The organism is Prauserella sediminis (assembly GCF_014195435.1).
GTDB lineage: Bacteria > Actinomycetota > Actinomycetes > Mycobacteriales > Pseudonocardiaceae > Prauserella > Prauserella salsuginis.
The window spans coordinates 43,717-66,598 of sequence record NZ_JACIBS010000010.1; the positions used below are offsets into that span (position 1 = coordinate 43,717).

At 71.0% G+C, this 22,882-nt stretch carries 25 protein-coding genes; 16 read left to right on the forward strand and 9 right to left on the reverse strand.

Translation table 11 applies throughout. The features are described 5' to 3' along the window. Positions 1-5: 5 nt before the first annotated feature. The 3 genes from FB384_RS24625 (at position 6) to FB384_RS24635 (ending at position 3,632) form a co-directional block, all read left to right on the forward strand. Positions 6-1,160, forward strand: a complete 1,155-nt coding sequence (locus FB384_RS24625; protein WP_183787236.1) for an acetyl-CoA C-acetyltransferase — start codon at positions 6-8, stop codon at positions 1,158-1,160. A gap of 388 nt (positions 1,161-1,548) precedes the next feature. Next, a complete protein-coding gene (locus tag FB384_RS24630; protein ID WP_183787237.1) occupies positions 1,549-2,523 on the forward strand; it encodes a 2-hydroxyacid dehydrogenase in 975 nt (324 codons plus the stop codon). Continuing rightward, a complete protein-coding gene (locus tag FB384_RS24635; RefSeq protein ID WP_323985426.1) occupies positions 2,520-3,632 on the forward strand; it encodes a glycerate kinase in 1,113 nt (370 codons plus the stop codon). Before FB384_RS24630 ends, FB384_RS24635 begins: the two co-directional genes overlap by 4 nt. A gap of 149 nt (positions 3,633-3,781) precedes the next feature. Here FB384_RS24635 and FB384_RS24640 read toward each other — a convergent pair whose 3' ends face one another. Beyond that, positions 3,782-4,084, reverse strand: coding sequence for an iron-sulfur cluster biosynthesis family protein (locus FB384_RS24640; RefSeq protein WP_183654643.1), 303 nt, complete (start codon positions 4,082-4,084; stop codon positions 3,782-3,784). A gap of 591 nt (positions 4,085-4,675) precedes the next feature. Between FB384_RS24640 and FB384_RS24645 the strand changes: the two genes are divergently transcribed. From FB384_RS24645 to FB384_RS24660, 4 genes are all read left to right on the forward strand, one after another. Further along, positions 4,676-5,161, forward strand: a complete 486-nt coding sequence (locus FB384_RS24645; RefSeq protein ID WP_323985427.1) for an STAS domain-containing protein — start codon at positions 4,676-4,678, stop codon at positions 5,159-5,161. A gap of 148 nt (positions 5,162-5,309) precedes the next feature. Then, positions 5,310-5,789: a GtrA family protein gene (locus FB384_RS24650; RefSeq protein ID WP_183787238.1), complete on the forward strand. Its 480-nt coding sequence runs from the start codon at positions 5,310-5,312 to the stop codon at positions 5,787-5,789. 2 nt (positions 5,790-5,791) lie between these two features. Further along, on the forward strand, positions 5,792-6,166 hold the full coding sequence (locus FB384_RS24655; RefSeq protein WP_183787259.1) for a YidH family protein: 375 nt from the start codon (positions 5,792-5,794) through the stop codon (positions 6,164-6,166). Next, the gene (locus FB384_RS24660; protein WP_183787239.1) at positions 6,163-6,471 is read left to right on the forward strand and encodes a DUF202 domain-containing protein; all 309 of its coding nucleotides are present in this window, start codon (positions 6,163-6,165) and stop codon (positions 6,469-6,471) included. Before FB384_RS24655 ends, FB384_RS24660 begins: the two co-directional genes overlap by 4 nt. 12 nt (positions 6,472-6,483) lie before the next feature. Here FB384_RS24660 and FB384_RS24665 read toward each other — a convergent pair whose 3' ends face one another. The 3 genes from FB384_RS24665 to FB384_RS24675 form a co-directional block, all read right to left on the reverse strand. Beyond that, positions 6,484-7,464, reverse strand: coding sequence for a TIGR03557 family F420-dependent LLM class oxidoreductase (locus FB384_RS24665; RefSeq protein ID WP_183787240.1), 981 nt, complete (start codon positions 7,462-7,464; stop codon positions 6,484-6,486). A 365-nt stretch (positions 7,465-7,829) separates the two neighbouring features. Beyond that, positions 7,830-8,153, reverse strand: coding sequence for a WhiB family transcriptional regulator (locus FB384_RS24670; protein WP_183787241.1), 324 nt, complete (start codon positions 8,151-8,153; stop codon positions 7,830-7,832). Between the two features lie 71 nt (positions 8,154-8,224). Beyond that, positions 8,225-8,437, reverse strand: coding sequence for a hypothetical protein (locus FB384_RS24675; protein WP_183787242.1), 213 nt, complete (start codon positions 8,435-8,437; stop codon positions 8,225-8,227). Between the two features lie 144 nt (positions 8,438-8,581). On the opposite strand from FB384_RS24675, the gene FB384_RS24680 reads away from it, so the two are divergent. Continuing rightward, positions 8,582-9,754 (forward strand): saccharopine dehydrogenase family protein, encoded by a 1,173-nt coding sequence (locus FB384_RS24680; RefSeq protein WP_183787243.1) that lies wholly within the window; start codon positions 8,582-8,584, stop codon positions 9,752-9,754. A 52-nt stretch (positions 9,755-9,806) separates the two neighbouring features. Here FB384_RS24680 and hemW read toward each other — a convergent pair whose 3' ends face one another. The 4 genes from hemW to FB384_RS24700 form a co-directional block, all read right to left on the reverse strand. Continuing rightward, the gene (gene hemW / locus FB384_RS24685) at positions 9,807-11,000 is read right to left on the reverse strand and encodes a radical SAM family heme chaperone HemW (RefSeq protein WP_183787244.1); all 1,194 of its coding nucleotides are present in this window, start codon (positions 10,998-11,000) and stop codon (positions 9,807-9,809) included. A 70-nt stretch (positions 11,001-11,070) separates the two neighbouring features. Beyond that, positions 11,071-12,021, reverse strand: a complete 951-nt coding sequence (locus FB384_RS24690) for an ArsA family ATPase (protein ID WP_183787245.1) — start codon at positions 12,019-12,021, stop codon at positions 11,071-11,073. Continuing rightward, entirely contained in the window at positions 12,012-12,305 is a 294-nt protein-coding gene (locus FB384_RS24695) for a cory-CC-star protein (RefSeq protein ID WP_183787246.1), read from the reverse strand. Before FB384_RS24695 ends, FB384_RS24690 begins: the two co-directional genes overlap by 10 nt. Next, on the reverse strand, positions 12,302-14,029 hold the full coding sequence (locus FB384_RS24700; protein ID WP_183787247.1) for a carbon starvation CstA family protein: 1,728 nt from the start codon (positions 14,027-14,029) through the stop codon (positions 12,302-12,304). The genes FB384_RS24695 and FB384_RS24700 overlap by 4 nt, the downstream gene beginning before the upstream one ends. A gap of 126 nt (positions 14,030-14,155) precedes the next feature. Between FB384_RS24700 and FB384_RS24705 the strand changes: the two genes are divergently transcribed. The 8 genes from FB384_RS24705 to FB384_RS24735 all read left to right on the forward strand — a co-directional run bounded on the left by FB384_RS24705 (position 14,156) and on the right by FB384_RS24735 (position 22,099). Beyond that, positions 14,156-15,097: a hypothetical protein gene (locus FB384_RS24705; RefSeq protein WP_183787248.1), complete on the forward strand. Its 942-nt coding sequence runs from the start codon at positions 14,156-14,158 to the stop codon at positions 15,095-15,097. 672 nt (positions 15,098-15,769) lie between these two features. Continuing rightward, on the forward strand, positions 15,770-17,452 hold the full coding sequence (locus tag FB384_RS24710) for a nitrite/sulfite reductase (RefSeq protein ID WP_183787249.1): 1,683 nt from the start codon (positions 15,770-15,772) through the stop codon (positions 17,450-17,452). 29 nt (positions 17,453-17,481) lie between these two features. After that, a complete protein-coding gene (locus FB384_RS26995; RefSeq protein ID WP_228726678.1) occupies positions 17,482-17,610 on the forward strand; it encodes an Insertion element protein in 129 nt (42 codons plus the stop codon). After that, the gene (locus FB384_RS24715) at positions 17,607-18,311 is read left to right on the forward strand and encodes a phosphoadenylyl-sulfate reductase (RefSeq protein ID WP_183787250.1); all 705 of its coding nucleotides are present in this window, start codon (positions 17,607-17,609) and stop codon (positions 18,309-18,311) included. Before FB384_RS26995 ends, FB384_RS24715 begins: the two co-directional genes overlap by 4 nt. Before the next feature lie 11 nt (positions 18,312-18,322). Beyond that, positions 18,323-19,243, forward strand: coding sequence for a sulfate adenylyltransferase subunit CysD (cysD, locus tag FB384_RS24720; RefSeq protein ID WP_183787251.1), 921 nt, complete (start codon positions 18,323-18,325; stop codon positions 19,241-19,243). Between the two features lie 2 nt (positions 19,244-19,245). Further along, positions 19,246-20,541, forward strand: a complete 1,296-nt coding sequence (locus tag FB384_RS24725; RefSeq protein ID WP_183787252.1) for a sulfate adenylyltransferase subunit 1 — start codon at positions 19,246-19,248, stop codon at positions 20,539-20,541. Between the two features lie 2 nt (positions 20,542-20,543). After that, positions 20,544-21,290, forward strand: a complete 747-nt coding sequence (locus FB384_RS24730; RefSeq protein ID WP_183787260.1) for a sirohydrochlorin chelatase — start codon at positions 20,544-20,546, stop codon at positions 21,288-21,290. Positions 21,291-21,331: 41 nt separating this feature from the next. Then, positions 21,332-22,099 carry an enoyl-CoA hydratase family protein gene (locus FB384_RS24735; RefSeq protein ID WP_183787253.1) on the forward strand — a complete coding sequence of 256 codons (768 nt, stop codon included), beginning with the start codon at positions 21,332-21,334 and terminating at the stop codon, positions 22,097-22,099. 108 nt (positions 22,100-22,207) lie between these two features. Here the strand turns inward: FB384_RS24735 and FB384_RS24740 are convergent. Next, positions 22,208-22,882, reverse strand: a 675-nt coding sequence (locus tag FB384_RS24740) for a phosphatidylinositol-specific phospholipase C/glycerophosphodiester phosphodiesterase family protein (RefSeq protein ID WP_183787254.1), incomplete at its 5' end; no start/stop codon positions are given.

The following is a 22,882-nucleotide window of genomic DNA, read 5'->3' on the forward strand; positions in this document are numbered from 1 at the left end:
GAACCATGGCCGAGGCCTACCTCGTCGACGCCGTCCGCACCCCCGTGGGCAAACGCGGCGGCGCACTGTCCACTATGCACTCCGCTGATCTCGGCGGGCACGTGCTGGGAGCGCTCGTGGAACGTACGGGTATCGACCCCGCGACGGTCGACGACGTGATCCTCGGCTGCACCGACACGCTGGGCCCGCAGGCGGGGAACATCGCACGGACGGCGTGGCTGGCCGCGGGTATGCCGGATCACGTGCCGGGCGTGACCGTCGACCGACAGTGCGGGTCGAGTCAGCAGGCGGTGCATTTCGCCGCACAGGCGGTGCTGTCCGGCACGGCGGACGCGGTGGTCGCGGGCGGCGTGCAGAACATGAGCACCATCCCGATCAGCGCCGCGATGCTGGCCGGCCGCGAGTACGGCTTCGAGGATCCGTTCTCCGGCTCGGAGGGCTGGCACAAGCGCTACGGCGACATCGAGATCTCGCAGTTCCGCAGCGCCGACATGATCGCCCGGCACTGGGACATCACCCGCGAGCAGATGGAGACCTACGCCTACCGCAGCCATCAGCGCGCGCTGCGCGCCGCCGACGAAGGGGTCTTCGACCGCGAGCTCACCGACGTGGCCGGCCTCGCAGCCGACGAGGGCCCACGCCGTGGCACCACGCCGGAGAAGATGGCCCAGCTGCAACCCCTTGCCGAGGAGTCACGGATCACCGCGGCGACGGCCAGCCAGATATCGGACGGAGCGAGCGCGGCACTCGTCGTGTCGGAGGCCTACGTCCGCGAACACCGGATCACCCCGCGGGCACGGATCCACCACCTGTCGGTGTCGGCCGCGGACCCCGTGTGGATGCTCACCGGCCCGATCCCCGCCACGTCGCGGGCGCTGCGCCGGAGTGGACTGTCGACCGGCGACATCGACCTGTTCGAGGTCAACGAGGCGTTCGCGAGCGTGGTGCTGGCGTGGCTCGACGAGACGGGCGCCGACCCCGACCGCGTCAACGTCAACGGCGGCGCGATCGCACTCGGCCACCCGATCGGCGCCAGCGGTACGAAACTCCTGGCCACCCTGCTGCACGAGCTCGAACGCCGTGGGGGCCGCTACGGCCTGCAGACCATGTGTGAGGGCGGCGGCACGGCCAACGTCACGATCATCGAACGCCTCGGGTGATCCGTGCAGCACCCCCGGGGGCCCGTGTTGCGCTTTCCAGGCCTCGTGTTGCACCTCCCGGGCCCGTGTTGCGCCTCCCGGGCCTCGTGTTGCGCCTTCCGGGGCGCCTCCGTGTTCCACCAGGCCGTGTTGCGCCGCGGGTGACGGCACACGCATGTCGACACCCTCGGCATGCGGTCGAACGACACCAGCACGAGGATCGGAAACACTGTTCCCTGAATCGCCACCACGACCCCCGGAATCGACAACACGAGGCCCGGAGGTGACGACACACCTCCCCTGAGCCGCGTTGCTCCCGTCCGTCGCCCCCTGGATCGCACCGGCGGCGACACGGCTGCCGCACTCCTCGATAAGCTACGGCGGGCGCGTGCGACGAAGGAGCGATGCGATGACCGGCACGAGACCACGGATCGTGGTCAGCAGGTGGATCCCGGACGACGCCGTGGCACTGCTGCGCGAGGCGGGTGACGTGTGGCTTCCCCAACCGGACCGCGCGCTCCCCGCTGCGGAGCTGCACGAGGTCGTCGCCGGGGCCGACGCCGCGGTGGTAACGCTGAGCGAGCACGCCGGCGCCGCGTTCGCGGACGCCGCCGGACCACAGCTGAAGGTCGTCGCGAACGTCGCGGTCGGCTACGACAACATCGACGTCCCGGCGCTCGCCGAACGCGGCATCACGGTGACCAACACACCCGGCGTACTGACCGACGCCACCGCCGACATCGCGTTCGGCCTGCTGCTGTCGGTCACGCGCCGCCTCGGTGAGGGCGAACGCCTGCTGCGCTCGCGCACACCGTGGTCGTTCCACCTCGGGTTCATGCTCGGCTCCGGTGTGCAGGGCAAGACGCTCGGCATCGTCGGGCTGGGGCAGATCGGCCGTGCGATGGCGACGCGGGCGCGGGCGTTCGGGATGTCGATCGTCTACACGGGACGCCGCCGCGCGCCTGCCGAGGTCGAAGCCGACCTCGACGCCACATACCTGCCACAGGACGAACTGCTCGCCACCGCGGACGTCGTGTCGCTGCACTGCCCGCTCACGTCCGAGACCCGCCACCTGATCGACGCCGAGGCGCTCGCGGCGATGAAGCCGACGGCCTTCCTGGTCAACACCACCCGCGGCCCCGTCGTCGACGAGGCCGCACTCGCCGAGGCCTTGCGCGAGGGCACCATCGCGGGCGCCGGGCTCGACGTCTTCGAACACGAACCCGACGTCCACCCCGGGCTGCTCGACCTCGACAACGTGGCGATGGCCCCGCATCTGGGGTCGGCGACGGTCGAAACCCGCACCGCCATGGCAACCCTGGCCGCCCGCAACGTGCTCGCCGTGCTGGCGGGCGAAACGCCGCTCACCGAGGTGACACCGTGACCGCACCGATCCCCCAGCACGTAGTCGTCGCACCGGACAAGTTCAAAGGCAGTCTCACCGCGGTCGAGGCGGCCGAGGCCATCGGCGCGGGGGTGCGCGACGCGCTCCCCGACGCCGACGTCGCGCTGTGCCCGGTCGCCGACGGCGGCGAGGGGACACTCGACGTGCTGCTGGCGGCGGGCGGATCCCGCGTCGACCGGCGTGTGTCGGGTCCGCTGTCCGATCCGGTCGACGCCTGGTACGTCATGCTCGACGGCACCGCCTACGTCGAGTCGGCCCGCGCCTGCGGAATCGAGCACGTCACGCCCTCACCGGACGTGGCGCTGGCCGCCCACACGCACGGTGTCGGCGAGCTGATCGCCGACGCGCTCCGGCGGGGTGCCCGGCAGATCGTGCTGACCGTCGGCGGTACCGCGAGCACCGACGGCGGCAGCGGCATGCTGCAGGCGCTCGGTGCGCGCCTCACCGACAGCACCGGCAATCCCGTGGGTCTCGGCGGCGGGGCGCTCGCCGACGTCGTCTCGGTCGACCTGACCGAGACCCGCGCGTTGCTCGGCGACGCGCGGGTGCGGGTGGCGACGGACGTGACCAACCCGCTGCACGGCCCCGACGGTGCGGCCGCCGTGTTCGGCCCGCAGAAGGGCGCGGGCCCGGCGGAGGTCTCGACGCTGCGGGCACATCTCGAGCGGTGGGCGGAGGCACTCGGCTTCACGGACCGGACCAGCGCGGGTGCCGGCGGCGGCATCTCCGGCGGAGCGATGGCTGCGCTCGGCGCGAGCGCAGAGTCGGGGTTCGACCTCGTCGTCGAGCTCACCGGGGTGGCCGACGCGATCGTGGGCGCCGACCTGGTCATCACCGGCGAGGGCTCGCTCGACGCACAGAGCCTCGCGGGCAAGGCGCCCGCCGGGATCGCCGCCATCGCGCGGCGCCACGGCGCCCGGGTCGCCGCCATCGCGGGCCGGGTCGCGCTGCCGTCCGAGGAGCTGACCGCAGCGGGGATCACGGCAGCGGTCGCGCTCGCCGACCACGCACCGTCGGTGGAGGTCGCCGTGCGCGATGCCGCCGCGTTGCTCCGCCGCCACAGCGCCGACCTGGCTCGGTCCGGCTGAACCCACACCCCTGACGGACCCGGCGAGCCGCGGGCGAGCAACGACACGGCCCCCCGACACGACACCCTTGACACGACGCCCCTGACACGACGAAGGCCGGCATCCGGACGGATCTCCGGATGCCGGCCTCGCGCTCGACAGCGGGTGCGTCAGCCTTCGCCTTCCGGCTGCTGCATCACCGCGAAGTTCAGCTGGCCCTGTTCGTCCTGCTGGACGTCCAGCACCTTGTCGTCGAGGAACGACGACGCCTTCTCCTCGAGGAAAACCCGCGCACCGCTCTCGGTGCCCAGCACCTGGTCGCCCTCTTCGGGGCCAGGAGCGACCGAAAGCGCGAGCTGAGCGCCCTCTTCCGTCTCCTCCCGGACCGCGAACCGGAGACCGGCGGCATCCTGACCGTCCTGGGCGGTCAGCGCGCTGATCGCCTCCACGGCAGCGTCAGTCATCGCAAGCATGGTCGCTATTTCCCTTCGGTTGCTTGGGCTGCCATTCCCACCGTAAAGGTCGGCCACGTCGATCGCCCTACCGGCACGCCCATTTCGGCACACCCCCGGGCTCGTCAGGAAATTCCACGAGAACGGCGGTGCTCGTCCATTCCTGGCGATTTCCCACGGCAGCCCCGCAGCCATGCGTGCGGGCACGTGGCGAGATCATCGGCCGAACCCGGGAATAGGTCCGTGCCCACCGGGAAACCCTTACGCGGCAACGAGCCTCCGCCGACCCGTCACTCGATCGAGTTTCCGGTATCGCCCCCTCGCACCCGGCTTCGACACCCGGCCACCGCGCACTTTCCGAAAGTTCCTGGCAGGAATTTTTCCGGCAGCTCCGCGATACCCCCGCACGGACGCGATAAACGTCCGCCACACCACAGGAACCTCACACGTCAGACGCCACCCTGTTGTTGAAAGCCCACGCAGATGTTCCTACGGTGGAAAAGGCAAGGCGGACGCAGATTTCCGCCCGGATGGATCCCGTCCGGACGAATGCACAGCACCGGGATGTCCAATCTCATCCCGCGCTCGCCGACCCGACGGAGGGATACCGCAGTGCGACCCAGCCATTCCCAGGACAGCGGCCCATTGACCGGCCCGACCAGTGGCCCGTCCGGTGCCGGTGACCCGGCGTTCGGACCGGCGCTCACCCCGGCAGGCACGCCTCACGAGCAGACCGGCCCCGTGGACACCGTCGGCACCTCCGGCATGCGTATCGAGGCCGAACGGCGCGCCGACGGCATCGTGCACGCCCGCGTGAGCGGCGAACTCGATCTGTTGTCCGCACCGGATCTGCGCAAGTGGATCCACGAGGAGCTCCCGGCACCCGCACGGCTCGTGCTCGACCTCGACGGCGTCGACTTCCTCGGCTCGGCGGGCCTGTCCGTACTCGCCGAGCTGTCCGAACAGGCCGCCGGCGACCAACTGAACTGGGCGATCGTCGCGAGCACCCGCGTCGTGCTGCGCCCGCTGGAGGCGACCGGCCTCGCCGAGCAGATCCCCGTGCACGACGGCGTCGACTCGGCGGTATCGGCCGTGTGATCCGGCCGCGCGAAGCACACCCGCCACGGCCCCGGCCCACTGTCACGGCCGGGCGTCCGCACTCACCCGCAGCCGCCCGGCCGAATGCGACGATCGCCACGGCGCGAGGTGTACGTGACCGGCACCGTCGGCGACGTATCGTTCGGGTATGAGCTGTGTACTGGCCAGGGCGCGCGTGGCGGCGTGGGAACTCGCCCGGACGAGTGCCAGGGATCAGCCGGAACTCGCCCGGCACGTACCGCTATATGTGCTGGGCGGGGCCGTCAGCACCGGGCTGCAGGCCCTGCTGTTCCTCCTGCTCCGCGATCCGCTGACCCCGGCGGCCGCCAATCCCGTCGCCATCGGCGTCACCACGGTGCTCAACACCGAGTTCCACCGGCGGATCACGTTCGCCGACGTCACGGGGCCTCGAGGCCGGCAGCACCTGCAGACCGTCGGCACGTTCCTGTTCTACGCGTGCGCGGGCACGACGGCGCTCGGCCTGCTGCATCTGCTGGCCGAACACCCGTCGCCGATGACCGAGACGACGGTGCTGGTCGCGACCAGCCTCGTCGGCGGAGTGCTGCGCTTCCTCGTGCTGCGCTCGTGGGTGTTCGTCTGGAGCCGTGACCCCGAGGTGACCCGGTGAGGATGCAGCAGCCGCCCGACCACGCGTCCCACGACGAGGACGACGGGACCGCCGGCGAGCCCGACCACCGGTTCACGCTGGCCAACGAACGCACGTTCCTCGCGTGGCTGCGCACGGCACTCGGGCTGGTCGCCGGAGGCGTCGCGATTCAGCAGCTCGTGCCCGGGCTGGCCTCCGAGGTGACCCGCACCGTGCTCGCGGCGCTGTGCATCGGGCTGGCCCTGGTGATCGCCGCGGCCGCCTATCCGCGCTGGCGGACGGTGCAGCGGGCGATGTCCCGTGGCGGGCCGCTGCCGCGGAACGTCCTGCTGCCGGTGCTCGGATTCGGCATCGCCGTGATCACGGCGCTCGCACTCGTGCTGGTGATCACGGCATGAACGGGGACCAGCCGGAACGCACGGGCCTCGCGTGGCAGCGCACCGCGCTGGCCTCGGCCGCGTGCAGCGGGTTGTTGCTGCACGCCGCGCTCACGACCGGCCACGCCGCACCGGCGATCGCCCTCCCGGTCTCGCTCGTGACCACGGTCGTCCTCGCCGCCGCGGGAACGAGCCGGGGCAGACGACTGCGCCGCAGCACCGCCCCACTGCCGCTGTCCCTCGCCGCGACGGCCGCCCTGCTCGTCACCGCCACGACCGTGGTGAGCCTCGCGGCACTGCTCGCCGCGCTCACGATCGGCCACTGATCCGCGGCCCTGCTACCGCAGCTGGCGGCGCAACTCGGGCAGCAACTCGGACTCGGCGGCGTCCAGGAACTCGTCCTGGTGGTCACCGCCGACCTGCACCAGGGCCAGATCGGTGAACCCCGCGTCGCGGAACGGCCGTGCGGCGTCGACCACCGCCTGGACCGACCCGCCGCACGGGATCGCCGCGGCCACGTCCTCCTCACGCACGTAGTGCGTCGCGGCCGCGAACGCCTGCGTCCCTGGGAGCTCGGCGTTGACCTTCCAACCGCCGGCGAACCATCGGAACTGCTCCCGCGCGCGCCTGACGGCCTCCCCTGTGTCCCGGCCCCACGACACCGGCAGCTGGCCGATCTTCCGGGACGGCGACAACCCGAGCTGGCCACGCACGTCGTCCCAGTGGTGGCACAACTCGTTTGCGGGCTCGACGGCGATCAGCGCCTCCGAGGCCGCCGCGAACTTCTCGACCGACTGGGCGCCCGAGACCGCGACCCCGATCGGCACCCGCCGCTGCGGCAGGTCCCACAGTTTCGCCGAGTCCACGCGGAAATGTTCGCCCGCCCGGTTCGTGTACCCGCCGTCGAAAAGATCGTTGATGATCTGCAGCGCCTCGGCGAGCATGTCGTGCCGCACGTTGACCGGCGGCCATCCCCGGCCGACCACGTGCTCGTTGAGGTTCTCGCCGGAGCCGAGGCCCAGCAGGAATCGCCCGCCGGACAGCTCCTGCACGGTCGCCGCCTGCTGCGCCACCACGGCGGGGTGATAGCGCATCGTCGGGCAGGTCACCAGCGACATGAGCTCGACGTCGCCGGTGACCTCCGCGACCGCGCCGAGCACCGACCACGCGTGCGGCGCGTGGCCCTGCTCGTCGAGCCACGGCGAGAAGTGGTCGCTCATCACCTCGAACGCGAAACCGGCCCGCTCGGCTCGCGCCGCATCGGCAACGAGCCGGCGCGGGCCGGCTTGCTCGGTCAGCAACGTATAACCGAAACGCACACGTCTCCCCTGTGGCCGGCCGTGGCCGGCCCCTCCTCATCGTCACGACGGTTCCCGGCCCTCACCGGCAGCCACGCCGGCACCCGCCCGAGCGGCCTCTGCACCGCACGGGCGGCCGTGGGAGCGCAGGCCGATACTGCGTTCCTCAGTGCTGCGGGCCTGCGTCCTGCGAGCCTTGGTGCCGCGGGCCTTGTAGTGCCGCGGGCCTTGGTGCCGCCCGCGGCACAGCGAGGCCGGTTGGAGCGGACATCGGCACAGCAGGTATCGGCACTGACATCGGCACTCCTGAGATCGGCATTGCTGAGATCGGCATTGCGGTCTCGGCACTGCAAACGTCAGCGCTGCGGATATCGGCGCCGCCGGCGTCAGCGCAGCGCCGGTGTGGGCTCGGGCTCTTCTTCGACACCGATCCGTTTGCGGCGGGCGATGGCCTCACGACGTTCGGTCTCGTCGAGCCCTCCCCACACTCCGAACGGCTCCTGCACCGTCAGCGCGTGGTGTCGACATTGGACGATCACCGGGCACGTGCGGCAGACCTCCTTGGCCCGCGCCACACGGTCGGCTCGCGCGAAACCGCGTTCGCCGTCAGGATGGAAGAACACTGCACTGTCCAGATTGCGGCAATTTCCGTTGCGCTGCCATTCCCAGACCTCAGCCACCGGGGTCGGCAGCCGGGACGTGTCGGCCATGGTGATCACCTCCGTGAAGATGTGCGATGCGCGGTGTACCCGGCCGGTGCGGAAATCACACCTGCCGTACGTCAGCGGTACTCGTCGTCGTCGACGGCCACCGGTTCCGCCTGGTCGGCGACATCGGCGGGATCGGCGTCCAATGGGACGGAAACCCCCGCCGGTCCGGGTTCGTCCCCGGCGCCGGTGTCGTCGGTGAACTCGCCGCGCTCGAAGTCGTCGACGACCGGACGCCGCTGCTCGTCGACATCGGAGGCCGGTGCGAGATCGTGGTTCTCCGTCATGATCGACGTGATACCCCGCCTGCGCGGTGTTCAATCACGGTTCGATCACCCGGATCCCGTGGCCGCCGCTCACGGGTTCGGTCGGACCCGACATACCTCCGGTACGCTCCGGCCAGACTGCAGCGACGACGCCGGAGGATGCGCATGAGCGAGCGGCAATACGACATCGTGGTGTTCGGCGCCACCGGGTTCACCGGCGGTCTGACCGCCGAGTACCTCGCCGCCCACGTGCCGGACGGCTGCCGATGGGCACTCGCGGGCCGCAACACCACCAGGCTCGAGGCCGTGCGCCGGCGGCTGAGCTCCATCGATCCCGCCTGCGCCGACCTGCCGCTGCTGCAGGCCGACGTCACCGACGCCGCGTCGCTGCGCACCGTCGCCGAGTCGGCACGGGTCGTCGTCACGACCGTCGGCCCGTACCTGAACTACGGCGAACCGCTCGTCGCGGCGTGCGCCGAGGCCGGCACCGACTACGTCGACCTGACCGGCGAACCCGAGTTCGTCGACCGCATGTACCTCGCCCACCACGAGACCGCCCGGCGCACCGGCGCCCGGCTCGTCCACGCGTGCGGACTGGACTCGATCCCCTACGACCTGGGCGCCTACTTCACGGTCGGCCAGTTGCCCGACGACGCGCCGACGACGGTCGACGCCCAGATCCGCGCGAACGCCGAGTTCTCCGGCGGCACGTTCGCCTCGGCCCTGACGGCCTTCTCCCGTGCCCGCCACATGACGGACGTGGCCAAGCGCCGCCGCCGCGCCGACCCGCGCCCCGCCGACCGTGAGATCCGCACCCCCTCCGGGCCACCCACCCGGGACTCCGAGACCGGCAGGTGGCTCGTGCCGATGCCGACGCTCGACCCGCAGATCGTGGCCCGCTCGGCAGCCACGCTGCCCCGGTACGGCACGTCGTTCACCTATCGCCAGTCCGCGGCGATGAAGCGGCTGACGACGCTCGTGGCGACCGGTGCGGGCCTCGGCGTGCTGGCGGTCGCGGCGCAGATCCCGCCGGTGCGCAGCGCGCTCGGCAAGATCCGCAAGCCTGGCGACGGGCCGAGCGCACAGCGCCGGGCGCGGTCGTGGTTCCAGGTGCGGTTCACCGGCGAAGCAGGCGGGCAGCGCGTCGTCACGGAGGTGGCGGGCGGCGACCCCGGCTACGACGAGACCGCGAAGATGCTGTCCGAATCGGCGCTGTGCCTGGCTTTCGACGAACTACCCGACACCGCGGGGCAGGTGACGACCGCCGTGGCGATGGGCGACTCCCTCGTCACACGCCTGCAGAACGCGGGGCTGCGCATCCGCGTCCTCGACGAGTGATCCTGCGGTGACGGCAGGGTTGGGTGCGAGCGAGACCCGGGAGCGAGTGAGCTCAGCTGACGAGGCGGCGGACGACGGCGTCGGCGAGCAGTCGGCCCCGGTCGGTGAGTACCGCACGGCCGCCGTCGAGGTCCCGAGTGGACAGCAGGCCGTCGGCGGCGGCGCGCCGGGCCTCCCGCGCACCGTCGTCGTCGAGCGCGTCGAGCGGAAGACCGTCGGCGAGGCGGAGTTCGAGCATGACCCGTTCGAGTTGCCGGTCCTCGGCGGTCAGGCTCTCCTGTCCGCCGACGGGCAACGCGGCGTCGGCGAGCGTCGCCGTGTAGCGGGCCGGATGCTTGACGTTCCACCACCGCACCCCGCCCACGTGCGAGTGGGCTCCGGGACCGGCGCCCCACCAGTCGCCACCGAGCCAGTAGCCGAGGTTGTGCCGGCAGCGCGCCTGTTCGGAGGCGGCCCAGTTGGACACCTCGTACCACCGCAGGCCCGCCTTCTCGAGCATCGCGTCGAGCAGTTCGTAGTCGGCGGCCAGCACGTCGTCGTCCGGCATCGGGATCTCCCCCTTGCGGACCCGGCGCGCCAGCGCGGTGCCGTCCTCGACGATCAGCGCGTAGGCCGACACGTGGTCGACGCCGGCCTCCAACACCGCGTCCAGCGACGCCTGCAGGTCCTCGGTGCGCTCGCCGGGCGTGCCGTAGATGAGGTCCAGGTTGACGTGGTCGAATCCTGCGGCTCGGGCCTCCGCAGCGGCGGCGACGGGACGGCCCGGCGTGTGCGTGCGGTCGAGCACGCGCAGTACGTGCGGCGCGGCCGACTGCATGCCCAGTGACACCCGCGTGTACCCGGCGTCGCGGATTCCGGCGAACAGTTCCGGCGACGTCGATTCCGGGTTGGACTCGGTGGTGACCTCGGCGTCGGCGGCGAGTCCGAAGGACTGCCGCACCGCGTCCAGCACCGCCGCCAGCCCGTCGGCGCCCAGCAGCGACGGGGTGCCGCCTCCGACGAACACGGTGTCGGCGGCCGGCGGCCTCCCGAGGCGCTGTGCGGCGAGGTCGAGTTCCTTGCGCAGTCCTTCGAGCCAGTCCTCGGGCGCCGCACCGGAACCGAGTTCGCCGGCGGTGTAGGTGTTGAAGTCGCAGTAGCCGCAGCGGGTCGCACAGAACGGCACGTGCACGTACACCCCGAACGGCCTCGTGCCGAGCCCCTGCAGGGCGAAGTCGGGCAGGTGAAGATCGTCCGGGGTGCTCACGTCCCCAGTGTCCCACCGGCGGGCAGGCAAGCGCGTGCTGCCCACCGGCTCCCCGGACACAGCGCGGTCGTCACGCCTCCCGCGGACCGGGCGGGTCCAGGGACTGCAACCAGCCGCTCGCCTCGGCCAGGTCGGCCACGCCGGTCAGCTCACCGGGCAGCAGCGGCACGGTGAGCACGCCGGTCTCCTCACCGCCGAAGCGTTCCCTGACGCGTGCCAGCACGGCGCGTTCCTGGGTCCGGCGGCGGGCGAGCACCCCGGACTCGTCGCCGGAGGCGACCCGGTTGACCAGCACCGCCCCGAGCGACACTCCCGCCTCGGCCAGCTGGTCGGCGGCCCGTTCGGTCTCGGCCAGCGGCAGCCGCTCCGGCACGAGCACGAGGTGCACACGGGCGTCCTCGCGCAGCCGGCTCTGCAACGCCTCCAGCCGCCGGCGGCGGTTCTGCAACCGTTCCAGCAGCGGGTCATTTTGCGGTCCGACCTCGCCGAGCAGCCCGTCGGCGAACCGGTCGACGTCGCGGGCCTGTTTCCGGTTGTGGGCCAGGCCTTCGATCCACGGCGTGAGCAGTTCCGGCAGGCTCAGCAGCCGCAACATGTGCCCCGTCGGCGCGCTGTCGACGACCAACAGGTCCCAGTCCCGGCCGGTGCGCTCGACGAGGTCGGTGAGCCGGTCCAGCAACGCCGATTCGACGGTTCCGGGACTGTCGACCGCCCTGCGCAGGTGCCGCTCCACGGCCGGCAGCACCTCCCTGGGGACCGCATGCCTGGCGTCCTCGAGGACTTCGGCGACCCGGTTGCTCGCCTGCCGCTCACCACTGATCTCGGCGGCCAGGAGCGACTCGCCGACCGACCGCGGCTCGTCGGACAGCGACTCACCGAGCACGTCGCCCAGCGAATGCGCCGGATCGGTCGACACGACGAGCGTGCGCACACCGCGGCGCGCCTGCCGGACGGCGAACGCCGCGGCGAGCGTCGTCTTACCGACCCCGCCTTTGCCGCCGAAGAACCGGATCAACAGCACACTCCGGCGTCGCCGAACTCGTCCCGTCCCATGCGCCGGTGCCAGGCGTGGAAGTCGGCCACGAGATACGGAACGGCATCGAGCGTCTCGTAGGCGACCGGATTGTCCACGCCCAGCGATTCCAGCAGCAGCAGTGTGCGCAGGGTGTCGTCGCGACGGCGCGCCTCCTTGCGCAGACCCTGCCGCCAGCGGGAGACCAGCAGCAGCTCGTGGCCCCGTTCGAACCGGCGCCAGTACCGGAGCAACCGGGCGCCGAGCCGCCGCCACCTCCCGCCTGCGGTCACCGCTCTGTCAGCTCCGTCGGCTCGGGATCACCCGCGTCGGCGGCGGCACCGCGAGCCCGGCGCAGCGCGAGCGCCGCCTCGACGATGAGCCACACGGCCAGCACGAAGATGATCGCGTCGAGCGGCGCGAGCACCCATTCGCTCTCGGCGATGAACGTCATGAGGTTCTGGATGAGCGCCCACGTCGTCATCACGACGAGGAACACCAGCGGCACCAGCACGGCGATCGGGTTGCGGCGGTTCTTGGTGACCCACACCGCGATGACGGCGAGCGCCAGGCCCGCGGTGAGCTGGTTGGTGGTGCCGAACAGCTGCCACAGCACGCCGAACGTGTAGCCCGCGTCGCCGCCGCCGGGCAGCAGCGCCAGCACGAGCGGGATGAGCACGGCGATCAGCCCCGCCAGGGTCAGGTTGCGTGAGATGGCACGGATGCGGACGATCTCGGCGATCTCCTGCACGATGTAGCGCTGCAGGCGCACCCCGGTGTCCATCGTGGTCGCGGCGAAGCTGATCACCACGACGGCGGCGAAGACCACGGCGGTCGCCTGGGGCACGCCGAGGTTGGCGGCGAAGTGGCCGACGCCGTTGACGAAGTTCGAGGTCGCACCGTCCGAGGCGGTGGCGAAGTCGGAATAGGCGGCGTGCCAGTCGGCCGTCGTGGCAACGATGCCCGCGGTGCACGCGAGGATCGACCCCAGCGCCAGCGACCCTTCGCCGATCGCGCCGAAGTAGCCGACGTACCGGGCGTCGCTCTCCTTGTCGAGCTGTTTCGACGTCGTGCCCGACGACACGAGACTGTGGAACCCGGAGATCGCGCCGCACGCGATCGTCACGAACAGCAACGGGAACCAGCTGGGCGAATCGGCAGGCGTCTGGTCGTTGACCACGGGCGCCACGATCGTGTCCCAGCCGACGAGCACGCCCAGACCGATCACGCCGAGCGCGATGAACAGCTGGTGGGAGTTGATGTAGTCGCGCGGCTGCAGCAGCACCCACACCGGGATGCGCGATGCGATGAACGTGTAGACGAACAGCAGCACGATCCAGATGTTGCGCTCGGTGAACAGGCCGTCCTCGGCGGCGATGCCCGCCAGCGAGATCGGCAGCGCCTGCCCGAGCAGGATCGTCACGTACAGCACGACGACGCCGACGAGTGACGGAATCAGCGCCGCGCTGCGCGTGCGGTAGATGTACTGGCCGATGCCGATGGCCAGCGGGATCTCCAGCAGGATCGGCAGCACGGCCTCGGGATTGGCCACGAACAGGTTCCCGATCACCACGGCGAACACGGCGTTCACCAGGGTCAGCAGGAAGAAGATGATCAGCAGGAACAGCACGCGGGCGCGGGTGCCCACCACCTCGCGGGTGAGCGTGCCGATGCTCTGCGCCTTGTGCCGCACCGACACCACGATCGAGCCGAAGTCGTGCACGCCCGCGGCGAAGATCGTGCCCACCACGACCCAGATCAGCGCCGGTCCCCATCCCCAGAACACGGCGATGGCGGGACCGACGATCGGTGCCGCGCCGGCGACCGAGGTGAAGTGGTGTCCGAAGAGGACGTGCTTGTTGGTCGGGATGAAGTCCACGCCGTCCCGCATGGTGTGCGCGGGTGTCGGCCGGCTGTCGTCGAGCGCGTACACACGACGCGAGAGGTATCCCGAGTAGTAGCGGTAGCCGAGGTAGAACAGCACCCCGACGATCAGGACCATCACGATGGCCGGCATGGACGTTCCTTCCCGTGAGCGACGTTGACACGGTGGTCAGGCGACGTGGGACGGTAACAGCAGTGTGGCTGACGAGGTAAGAGCGGTGTGAATCCCGCGCTGGGCGAGACGTGGAGGCGACCAACGGTGAACCGGCTGCGGGAGGCCTGGCGGCGGGCCGTCACGGCAGAGCTGTGCTGGACGAACCCCGACGGCAGTGCCGCCGCGATCGCCGTGACCCCGGTGCTGCGCGGATCTGATCCCGCCTCGGCGACGGTGTGCGCCGCCCTGCCCTACGCACGGGCGGGCGAGGTCGAAGGCCTGCGTGCGGCCCCGGCCGCGGTGTTCGCCGTGACCGACTCGCGCTCGCTGCCCGACGACACCGAATCCGGAACCCGGGTCTCAGGGCCCGGGGGCGCCGCGTCCGGAATCGCCGCGGCGGGTGGGGTGCGGATCGTCGACGACGTCGACGGCGAGTTGTTCACCGAGGAGCTGCTCGACCAGGAGCTGGTCAAGTACCCGCCGTCGCGCACGCTCGCCGACAGCGTGCTGCTCCGCCGGGAGAACTGGTGGTGGCTGCCCCGGATCGTCGTGGAACTCACCGGCCCGGTCCCGGCCGCCGGACACCCCGGCGAGAAGCCGCTGCCCGCGCGCACCGACCCGACCCGGCACGCACTGCTCGTCACCACGGCACCCAGCGGCGCCGAGTCGCAGCGTGTCCCCGAGCTTCGCGGTGCCCCCGAGTTGCGCAGTGTCGACCTGGGTGCCGACTCCGCACGGTCCGGCGCGGCAGCGTCCGACGTCATGGGAGTGCGTGAGCTGGCGGGTGAACCGCTGCCCGCCGCGTCCGCGGGCGCGCTGGCGTTCGGCTACGACTACACGATGCCCGATCTCGAACGCTGGGAAGCGTGGTCGCTGGCCGGCACGGTCGAGCGCGAACGGCTGGCCGTCGAAACCCGGACCGGGTCGCCGGGCGAGGACCTAACCACCCTCGGCCTGCTGGCACGTACCCGGCGGCACCGCGCACTGGCGAAGGCCTGCCGCACCGGTCTCCGCGCCGCCCAACGCCGCCTCCAGCCGGCTCCCTGAGGCGACCGCAACCGCCCCCAAGGGGGCCCACCCGCACATGCAACACAGCCACGCAGCAGCGTGCCGTTGAGGAACAGTGGCCGGGCCGGCGGGAGGGACCCCTGATCCTCCCCTCGCGACGGGGCCGGACTCACGTCCGTCCGCGGATCGTGAGGCGAGGATTCGTGGCGTTCAACGCCACTGAGGTGCCCTTGGGGACACGTCGCGGGCCGGCTGGCGGACGCCGTCGCTGGTGACGTTGCTCCCACGATGCGGACGCTGCTGGACCACCCTGTGAACACCGTGGCAAGGTAATCGTTGTGACTGTGACGACCGCCGGTGTAGCCCTCGTGGTACGACGCCACGTGGACTACCTGCGCGTCTCCAGCAGTCTGTGCCGGCCCTGACCGCGACGCGCTGCTCCTGCCCAGCCGCAGCCGCACGTCGAGCGCGCACCGGGCCGCACGTCGGTCCGCCTGCCGGCGCAGGCCGATGCCACCGCACATCGCCGACGCCACAGGCCGGCCTCTGGTCACCGACGCCCACGTCCGAGCCCACCGCGCGCCCGTCCCGGCACCGCTCACGAGCGGCAGCGCCGCGCCCGGTCGTCCCCGGCCGCCCTCGGGCTGCCACGAGCCGCCCGAACGCCCAGCCCGAACCGCCGCCGAACACACCGCCCTGGAGGACACCGCCATGGCCGCCGAGACAGGCCGACCCGCCCGCCCCAAGAAGCGCCGCGGCGAGGGCCAGTGGGCCCTGGGTTACCGCGAGCCGCTCAACCCCAACGAGCGCTCCAAGAAGGACGACGCGCCGCTGAACGTGCGCGCGCGCATCGAGAACATCTACGCCCACACCGGCTTCGACGGCATCGACCCCGGCGACCTGCGCGGCCGGTTCCGCTGGTTCGGCCTCTACACCCAGCGCAAGCCCGGGATCGACGGCGGAAGGACGGCGGCGCTCGAACCAGAGGACCTCGACGACAAGTACTTCATGCTCCGGGTGCGGCTCGACGGCGGCGCGCTGACCACCCGGCAGCTCGCCGTCCTGGGTGAGATCTCGCAGACCTACGCCCGTGACACGGCCGACATCACCGACCGGCAGAACATCCAGTACCACTGGATCCGTGTCGAGGACATGCCCGCGATCTGGCAGAAGCTGGAGGACGCGGGCATGACGACGATGGAGGCCTGCGGCGACAGCCCGCGGGTCATCCTCGGCTCCCCCGTCGCCGGGATCTCGGCCGACGAGATCATCGACGGCACGCCCGCGATCGACGAGATCACGCGCCGTTTCGTCGGCGATCCGACGTTCGCGAACCTGCCCCGCAAGTTCAAGACGGCGATCTCCGGCCAGCAGGATGTGGCGCACGAGATCCACGACGTCGCGTTCGTCGGGGTCGAGCACCCCGAGCACGGTCCCGGGTTCGACGTGTGGGTCGGCGGCGGCCTCTCGACCAACCCGATGATCGCCAAGCGCCTCGGCGTGTGGGTGCCGCGGGACGAGGTGCCGGACGTGTGGGAAGGCATCATCAGCATCTTCCGCGACTACGGCTACCGGCGGCTGCGCTCGCGCGCCCGCATCAAGTTCCTGGTCAAGGACTGGGGTCCCGAGAAGTTCCGTGAGGTGCTCGAGACCGAGTACCTGCAGCGCACGCTCATCGACGGCCCCGCCCCGGAGGCGCCGGAGCGGCCGATCGACCACATCGGCGTGCACGAGCAGACCGACGGGCTGCGCTACGTCGGCGGGGCGCCGGTCGCGGGCCGCGCGTCCGGGTCGTTGCTGCTGTCGGCGGCGAAGGCGGCCGAGCGCGCCGGATCGGGCCGGGTGCGGCTGACGCCGCAGCAGAAGCTGGTCGTGCTGGACGTGCCCGAGTCCGAGGTCGCCTCGCTGCAGGCCGAGCTGGCCGAGGCGGGCCTGGACACGAAGCCGTCGCCGTGGCGGCGCAACGTGATGGCGTGCACCGGCATCGAGTTCTGCAAGCTGGCGATCGTCGAGACGAAGAAGCGTGCCTCGGACCTGGTCGCCGAGCTGGAGCAGCGGCTGGCCGATCTGCAGGACGGCCTCGACAACCCCGTGTCCGTGCACCTGAACGGCTGCCCGAACTCGTGCGCACGCATTCAGGTGGCCGACATCGGCCTCAAGGGCCAGATCGTCACCGACGCCGACGGCAACCAGGTCGAGGGCTTCCAGGTGCATCTCGGCGGCGGCCTCGGGCTGGATGCGGGATTCGGCCGTAAACTGCGTGGTCATAAGGTCACGAGCGACGAGCTCACCGACTATGTGGAGCGGGTCGTGAGGAACTACCTGGATCAGCGCGGCGAGGGCGAGCGGTTCGCCCAGTGGGTCGTGCGCGCAGAGGAAGCCGATCTCACGTGAGTGAGGCCACTTCCTCGAGGGCCACGCCCATGCACTGCCCGTACTGTGCCGACGAGGATCTCCGTCCGGAAGACGACGGTGCATGGCTGTGCACGTCCTGTCGGCGGGTGTTCACAGTGACCTTCATCGGACTGCGCATTCCGGAGGTAAAGCGATGACCGCGACAAGGACGGCTGAGGAGCTACAAGCCCTTGCCGAACGAGCGTCCGGCGAACTGGCCGAGGCCACCACCGAGGAGGCCATCCGGTGGGCGGTCGAGCAATTCGGCGACGATCTGATCGTCGCCTCGAATATGCAGGACGCCCTTCTCGTCGATGTCGTCACCAAGGTCAAATCGGACATCGACGTGCTTTTTCTCGAAACGGGCTACCATTTCGCAGAAACGCTCGGAGTGCGTGATGCGGTGGCGACGATCTATCCCGACGTGCGGATCGTCAACGCACAGGCCGAACAGAGCGTGGCCGAGCAGGACGCGGAATACGGTCCGAAATTGCACGACCGGGACCCCAACCAGTGCTGCCACCTGCGGAAAGTCGTTCCGCTGCGCAACACGCTCGCCGAGTATTCCTGCTGGATCACGGGTGTCCGCCGTGTCGATGCACCCACCAGAGCGAACACGCCGATCGTGACATGGGACGATCGCAATGGCCTGGTGAAGGTGAACCCGATCGCGGCCTGGACCGACGACGAGTTCAACGGCTACATCGACGAGCACGGGATTCTGCAGAATCCACTGGTCCACGAGGGGTACCTCTCGATCGGCTGCGCCCCGTGCACCGCGAAGGTCGCGCCGGGCGCCGACCCACGCAGTGGTCGCTGGGCCGGCAAGTCCAAGACTGAGTGCGGGCTGCACGCCTGAGGAAGGATGTCATGACCACACTAGAGGCCGCGGCCGATGCGGCGCGCGACAATCTCGCGGCGCTGGAATCGGAAGCCATTCACATCTTCCGTGAGGTGGCGGGCGAATTCGATCGTCCCGTGATCCTCTTCTCCGGTGGCAAGGACTCCACGCTGCTGCTGCACCTGGCCATCAAGGCGTTCTGGCCCGCGCCGGTTCCGTTCCCGCTGTTGCACGTCGACACCGGCCACAACTTCGACGAGGTCATCGCCTTCCGTGACCACGTCGTGGAGAAGTACGGCCTGCGGCTGGTCGTGGCCAGCGTGCAGGACTACATCGACGACGGCAGGCTCGTCGAGCGGGCCGACGGTACGCGCAACCCGCTGCAGACGCAGCCGCTGCTCGACGCGATCGCCGACAACAAGTTCGACGCCGTGTTCGGCGGCGGCCGCCGCGACGAGGAACGGGCCCGCGCCAAGGAGCGCATCTTCAGCCTGCGCAGCGCCTTCGGCCAGTGGGACCCACGCAGGCAGCGCCCTGAGCTGTGGAACCTCTACAACGGCAGGCACCGCCCCGGCGAGCACGTGCGGGTGTTCCCACTGTCGAACTTCACCGAAGCCGACGTGTGGAACTACATCGCGCGCGAGCAGGTCGAACTGCCGTCGATCTACTACGCGCACCAGCGCAAGGTCTACAGCCGCGACGGCATGTGGCTCACCGAGGGCCCGTGGGGCGGTCCGCGCGCGGACGAAGAGGTCCACGAGCTGACGGTGCGGTACCGCACCGTCGGTGACGGCTCGTGCACCGGCGCCGTCGAATCCACCGCCTCGACGGTCGAGGAGGTCATCGCCGAGGTGCAGGCGAGCCGCCTCACCGAGCGCGGTGCGACGCGTGCCGACGACCGCATGTCCGAGGCCGCCATGGAAGACCGCAAGCGGGAGGGGTACTTCTAACCATGAGCTCGTTGCTGAGGCTCGCCACGGCGGGCAGCGTCGACGACGGCAAGTCGACTCTGGTCGGCAGGCTGCTGTACGACACCAAGTCCGTACTCGCCGACCAGCTGGACGCCATCGAGCGCGCCAGCGTCGACAAGGGTATGACGACCCCGGACCTGTCGCTGCTGGTCGACGGTCTGCGTTCCGAGCGGGAGCAGGGCATCACGATCGACGTGGCGTACCGCTACTTCGCCACGCCGAATCGCAGCTTCGTGCTCGCGGACACCCCCGGGCACGTGCAGTACACCCGCAACACGGTCACCGGCGCGTCGACGGCGCAGCTCGGTGTGCTGCTGGTCGACGCCCGCAACGGCGTCGTCGAGCAGACCCGCAGGCACGCGGCCGTGCTGGCGATGCTCGGCGTGCCGCGGTTGGTGCTGGCGGTGAACAAGGTCGACCTCATCGACTACGACGAGGCCGCGTTCACCGTGATCGCCAAGGAGTTCGCCGCGCACGCGACGTCGTTGGGTTACGCCGAGGGCACGGTGCTGGCCATCCCGGTGTCGGCGCTGCAGGGCGACAACGTGGCGACCAAGTCGGAGAACACGCCGTGGTACTCGGGCCCGACGCTGCTCGAGCACCTCGAAGAGGTGCCGGTCGCGCCGGACCCGCACGAGGCGCCGTTCCGGATGCCGGTGCAATACGTCATCCGTCCGCGCACGCCCGAATACCCCGATTACCGGGGTTACGCGGGCCAGATCGCGGCGGGCACGGTCCGGCCGGGCGACGAGGTCGTGGTGCTGCCGCAGGGCCTGAAGTCGACGGTCGAGAGCGTCGACACCGCCGACGGTTCGCTCGACGAGGCCGGCACCGGCAAGTCGATCACCGTGGTGCTCTCCGACGACCTCGACATCACGCGCGGTGACGTGATCGCCGCGGCCGACAACGCGCCGAAGGTCACCGACGAGTTCACCGCGGCGCTGTGCTGGCTGTCGAGCAAGCAGCTCGAGCCCGGCGCACGTGTACTGGTCAAGCAGGGCACGCGCACGGTGCAGGCCATGGTCGAGGAGCTCAACGCCCGGTTCGACGAGCAGACGCTGTCCATCGTGGACGCTCCGGAGAAGCTGGAGCTCAACGAGATCGGCAACGTCAGCCTGCGGCTGGCCGAGCAGCTTCCGGTGGACGACTACACGGTGAGCCCCCGCACGGGTGCGTTCATCGTGATCGACCCGAAGGACGGCGACACGCTCGCCGCGGGTCTGGTCGGGCACCGGTTCAGCCAGCTCAAGGGTGTGACAGAGCCCGAGGTCGCGTGACGGTGGCGCATCCGCCGCTGCTGATCGTCGCGCACGGTAGCCGGGACTCCAGGTCCGCGGCTACCGTGCGCGCGCTCGCGGAGGTGGTGCGCGCCCACTCCCCCGGTGCGGACGTCCGCGTGGCGTTCCTGGACCTGTCCGCACCGTCGGTCGGTACCGCCCTCTCCGGCCTGTACGCCGAGGGACACCGCCACGTCGTGGCCGTGCCGTTGCTGCTCGGCCACGCCTATCACGCGCGGGTGGACCTGCCCGCGCTCGTCGACGAGGTCACCGGCAGCCTGCCGCGGTTGTCGGTGACAGTTGCCGACGTCCTCGGCCCCGATCCGCTGCTGGAGGACGTCGCGCTCGACCGCCTCGCCGCCGCCGGAGCGGATCTCGACGACCCGGACCTCGGCGTCGTGCTCGCCGCCGTGGGTTCGTCGCACGATGCGGCCAACGACGTCGTCGCCCGCATCGCCCGCGGCTGGGACGGCCGCCGCGGTGCACGGGTCGCGGCCGCATTCGCCAGTACGGCCCGGCCGGACGTGCCCGCAGCGATCGCCAGGCTCCGCGCCCACGGCGCGCGCCGGTTCGCCGTCGCGTCGTGGTTCTTCGCCCCGGGACTGCTCCCCGACCGCATCGCAGCCCTCGCGGCCGAATCGGCCCCGGACGCCGTCCTCGCCGCCCCGCTGGGCACCGATCCGCGCGTCGCCACGGTCGTGCTCGACCGCTACGCCGACGCGCTCACCGGCGCGGCGGCCTCGGCCTGAGCCGGCGCCGGCGCGCGTCGGCGTATGCCAGAGTGTTCGGCATGGCTGACGAACTCGTCCACTACGACCTCGACGGCGGGGTCGCGACGATCACGCTCGACTCGCCGCACAACCGCAACGCCCTGTCCACGCAGCTGCGCAGCGAACTCACCGACGCGCTGACCAGGGCCGCCGACGACGAGCAGGCGCGCGTGATCGTGCTGACCCACACCGGCACCGTCTTCTGCGCCGGCATGGACCTCAAAGAGGCCAAGGGCGCCGGCTCCGACGACCAAGGGGTGAACGGCTTCCCCGCGATCCTCGAGCAGCTCTGGACGAGCCCGAAACCGGTCGTCGCCAAGCTCGCCGGGCCCGCTCGCGCCGGCGGTGTCGGCATGGTCGCGGCAGCCGACATCGCGGTGGCGGCCGCCGACGCGACGTTCGCGTTCACCGAGGTGCGCATCGGCGTCGTGCCCGCACTGATCTCGGTCACCGTGCTGCCGCGACTCTCCCCGCGTGCGGCCCACGAACTCTTCCTCACCGGCGACACGTTCGACGCCGTACGCGCCGCCGAGGTGGGTCTGCTCAACGCCGCCGTACCCGCCGACGAGCTCGACGCGAAGGTCGCCTCCTACGTCGACTCGCTGGTGCGAGGCGGGCCTACGGCGCTGACGGCGACGAAGGAGCTGCTGCACGGCGAACGCGGCCGCACCATCGGCGCGGAGCTGGAGAAGATGCAGGCGGTGTCCGCGCACTACTTCGCCAGTGAGGAGGGCCAGGAGGGCATCGCCGCGTTCGGCGAGAAACGCCCGCCCCGCTGGATTCCCTGACTCCCCCCCATCCGGCATCCGCCGTGACGGCGAAGGCCGCCTCTTTCCCGGTCCGGGAGGGGCGGCCTCCGCTATCGCGAGACGCTCCGGTGCGGAGCGCAGACGGCCTCAGGAGCGCAGGAAGTCCCGCAGCCCGGCCAGGTCGTCGGTGTTGATGTGGTCGACACCGGCGTCGCGGAGCTCGGTCCACACGGCGGTGCGCTGTTCGCCCACCTGATCCGGGGTGGCCCAGAACCGCAGCCGCTGCCCGGCGTCGTGGGCACGGGCGGCCATCTCGCGCAGGCGGGCCCGCTCCCGAGCGGGCATGGGGCCCTCGCCGTTCCAGTCGAATACGGTGTTCCAGTTGTCGCTGACCAGCGGCATCAGCTCGGCGGCCAAATCGCCGCCCAGGTCGCCGGAGCGCCCGTCGTAGAACGACAACCGCTCCGGAGCCTCGGCCATGTTGTCGAGCGGCCGATTACCGCTCACCACGACCTGGATCGCACCGGTGTCGACCTTCCCGTCGCGATAGCGCGTGAGCATGCCCGCGTATTCGGCGAGCTGGTGCTCCAGCAACTCCCACGTGCGCGGCCCGTCACTCTTGATGTCGACGAGCAGCTGGAACTGCCCCTTCCACCCCGGGTAGACACCGGACTTGCCGCGTACGGCGTCGCGCAGCGGTTCCAGGTACAGGCTGCGCAGCGTGCGGTCGGGATCGAGCTCCCACGAGTCGTGGGCGACCAGCAGTTCATCGCCGACGGCCCACACGTCCGCCTCGACGCTGGTGAAGCCGTGCTCCAGCGC